5 protein-coding genes are annotated in these 2864 nt (G+C 72.1%); 3 read left to right on the plus strand and 2 right to left on the minus strand.

The genetic code is table 11. The features are described 5' to 3' along the window. The 3 genes from ABEB09_RS34760 to ABEB09_RS34770 all read left to right on the plus strand — a co-directional run. Positions 1-423: hypothetical protein (locus tag ABEB09_RS34760; RefSeq protein WP_345694199.1), on the plus strand; the 423-nt coding region annotated here is incomplete at its 5' end. A 442-nt stretch (positions 424-865) separates the two neighbouring features. After that, a complete protein-coding gene (locus ABEB09_RS34765) occupies positions 866-1612 on the plus strand; it encodes an MFS transporter (RefSeq protein ID WP_345694200.1) in 747 nt (248 codons plus the stop codon). A 279-nt stretch (positions 1613-1891) separates the two neighbouring features. Further along, positions 1892-2053, plus strand: a complete 162-nt coding sequence (locus ABEB09_RS34770) for a hypothetical protein (protein WP_345694201.1) — start codon at positions 1892-1894, stop codon at positions 2051-2053. Between the two features lie 6 nt (positions 2054-2059). On the opposite strand, the gene ABEB09_RS34775 is transcribed toward ABEB09_RS34770, so the two are convergent. Both ABEB09_RS34775 and ABEB09_RS34780 read right to left on the minus strand, forming a co-directional pair. After that, a complete protein-coding gene (locus tag ABEB09_RS34775; RefSeq protein ID WP_345694202.1) occupies positions 2060-2224 on the minus strand; it encodes a hypothetical protein in 165 nt (54 codons plus the stop codon). A gap of 7 nt (positions 2225-2231) precedes the next feature. Continuing rightward, positions 2232-2864 (minus strand): SGNH/GDSL hydrolase family protein (locus ABEB09_RS34780; protein WP_345694203.1); only part of this gene is annotated, 633 nt, incomplete at its 5' end.

Raw genomic sequence — 2864 nt, forward strand, 5'->3', positions numbered from 1 at the left:
CCTTGGGCCGGTGACGCGAACGGGTACGACCCCGATGCCGTCCGCATCAACCTGGACACGCTTCCCGAGGCGCTGGGGCAGCTCGACTTCCGCATCGGTGCACAGGCGATGGACAACGGCGGGCACTACGGGCCCCCGCAGTTCACCCCTTGGGCGTCCCAGGGCGGCGGCGCCTCCGGTCTGGCCACCGATGACAACGGACGCGACCCGGACAAGTACCGCCTTTTCCTTGAGACACGCAGCTGGCCCTCCAGCGTGACCCTCACCGACTTCCGCCTCTCGGTGACGGCGGTGGATCACGGAGTGCCCGGAGTCGCCGCCGTCACCCCGTGGGCCTCCCAGGGCGGCGGCAGGACCACATGGGCGGTGGACAGCAACAGTTACGACTTCGACGGGATCGTCATCGGCCTCGAGGTCCAGTAGCCCGACACAGAGCTTGAAGCCGTGGCCGGCGGCCGCGCCGGACGTGGAGTTCGGCCCGGCCACCGGCCATCGAACCGAGTCACACGCGCGTCCTACGGCCCCTCCAGCACCACCAGCCGGAGCCCATCGAACTACTGGGCGACAGATCTCCTCGGCATTCCCGGCCGATACAGCCCGCGAGCGACGCCCGAACTCATCGACGCACGACTCCTGCAACCACGGACCCAACCACGGGCGGGCGAGCGGCGCGGCCGTCTTGGCGTCGCGGTTGTCCGAGTCCGTCTTGACCATCATGGCCAGGCGGCGGGGGCGGGCGGCCCCGTACGCGGGGCCGGCGAGCGCGTGACCGGTGCGGGCCCACCGTCGCAGCGTCCGGAAGCCGGAAGGTGCGTCGGGCACGTCGTGCCACTGGCAGGCGGCTGGGGAGGTTAGCGTCGGCGGCATGGACGGTGAACGTCGAGGGTGGTACCCGTGCCTGCTCGGCGGGGCGGTGTTCGCCGTGTGCATGGCCGGCACCACGTTGCCGACCCCGCTCTACGGCCTCTACCAGGAGAAGTTCGGCTTCTCCGAGCTGATCGTGACCGTGGTGTACGCCGTGTACGCCTTCGGGGTCATCGGTGTGCTGCTCCTGGCGGGCAACACCTCCGATGCCGTGGGCAGGCGGCCGGTGCTGCTGGCGGGCCTCGTCTTCGCGGCGGCGAGCGCCGTCTGCTTCCTGGCCGCCGAGGGACTGGGCTGGCTGTACGCGGGCCGGCTGCTGTCGGGGCTGTCCGCCGGGCTCTTCACCGGGGCCGCCACGGTGTACGTGCTGGAGCTCGCACCGCAGGGCGATGCCTCCCGGGCCACGTTCGTGGCCACCGCCGCCAACATGGGCGGGCTGGGCTGCGGTCCGCTGCTCGCCGGAGTGCTCGCGCAGTACGCCGCCTGGCCGCTGTACCTGCCGTTCGCCGTCCACCTCGCGCTGGTGGCCGGCTCGGTGGCCGTCCTGCTGTGGCTGCCGGAGACCGTACGGGAGCGGCGGCCGCTGAGCACGGTGCGGCCGCAGCGGCCGGGAGTGCCCCGCGGGTGCGGGCGGTGTTCGGGCCCGCGGCGACCGCCTCGTTCGTGGGGTTCGCTCTGTTCGGGGTGTTCACGTCGGTCAGTCCGGCGTTCCTCGCGCAATCCCTCGACGTGCACGACCATGCTGTGAGCGGACTCGTCGTCGCGCTCGCCTTCTTCGCCTCGACCGCGGGCCAGTCGGCGGTCGGCCGGGTCGGGACGCGACGGTCGCTGCCACTGGGCTGCGCCGGGCTGCTCGCCGGGCTCGCGCTGCTCGCGGGAGCGCTGCACTGGGACCTGTTGCCGTTGGTGGTGCTGAGCGCCCTGGTCGGCGGGCGGGCAGGGGCTGGCCTTTCGCGGGGCGCTGTCCGCGGTGGCGGCGGCGTCTCCCGCGGACCGTCGCGCCTCAGTGGTCTCCACGCTCTTCGTCGTGGCGTACGCGGGTATCTCCGTGCCGGTGATCGGTGTGGGGCTGCTCGTGAGCCCGATCGGCCTGGAGGGTGCCGGTCTGGTGTTCATCGCGTGCATGGCCGCCCTGGTCTCGACCGCGGCCGTCTATCTGCTGCGGCGGCCGGTGCGCGCGACGACGTGAGGCGCCTCACAGGTCGATGTGGTCCGAGGTCGTGTAGGTGAGCAGGCCCACGACTCCGCCGTCCTGTTCGGCCAGCAGGGCCGGCAGGGCGGCGGCGTTGTGGACCGTTCCGTGAGCTCCGAGAGCGGGTCGCCGGTTTCCGGCCCCGGGTGAGGGGCGGAGCGGCGGCACGGGGAGCTTACGCCGCAGCCCTGAAGGTGGGCAGGTAGCCGCCGGACTGGCCGGAGGCGGTCGGGTGGTAGGACTCGCCGATGTTGAGCCAGTTCACGCTGTGCAGCCACGGGGAGCCGGAGCAGATCTCGTGGCCGGTGAAGGCCGGTACGACGTCCGCGAAGGCGTATCCGTGGTTCACGGCCCGCTTGGCGGTGGCCGCGTTGAGGTGGTCGGCCGCGTCGTTGATGGCTTTGCGCTCGTTCTCCGAGAGGCCGGCGATGCAGCTGCCGCCGAGCTTGTAGAAGCGGGGGTAGCCGAGGACGACGACCCGCGCGGACGGGGCCTTGTTGCGGATGGCCGTGTACACCGCGTCGAGGCGGCCGGGGAGCGTGGTGTCCACGTACTGCCGGGCCTCGTTGACGCGGGCGATGCAGGCGGACTCGGACTGCAGGACGCAGGTGGTCATGACGTCGGCGAAACCCGCGTCGTTGCCGCCGACGGTGATCGAGACGAGGTCGGTCGCGCTGGTCAGAGGGGCGAGCTGGTTGGCCGTCACATCCGTCGTCCGGGCGCCCGAGCACGCCGTGAACGCGAACGACGAGGGTGCGTTGGCGGCCGCCCAGAGCGCGGGATAGGCGCGGGACGTCCGCTTGCAGGA

It is taken from the genome of Streptomyces coeruleoprunus (assembly GCF_039542925.1).
GTDB lineage: Bacteria > Actinomycetota > Actinomycetes > Streptomycetales > Streptomycetaceae > Streptomyces > Streptomyces coeruleoprunus.

What these genes read in the sequence shown, in the direction of transcription:
- ABEB09_RS34765 (WP_345694200.1), top strand. Translation starts at nt 866, where the DNA reads ATGGACGGTGAACGTCGAGGGTGGTACCCGTGCCTGCTCGGCGGGGCG.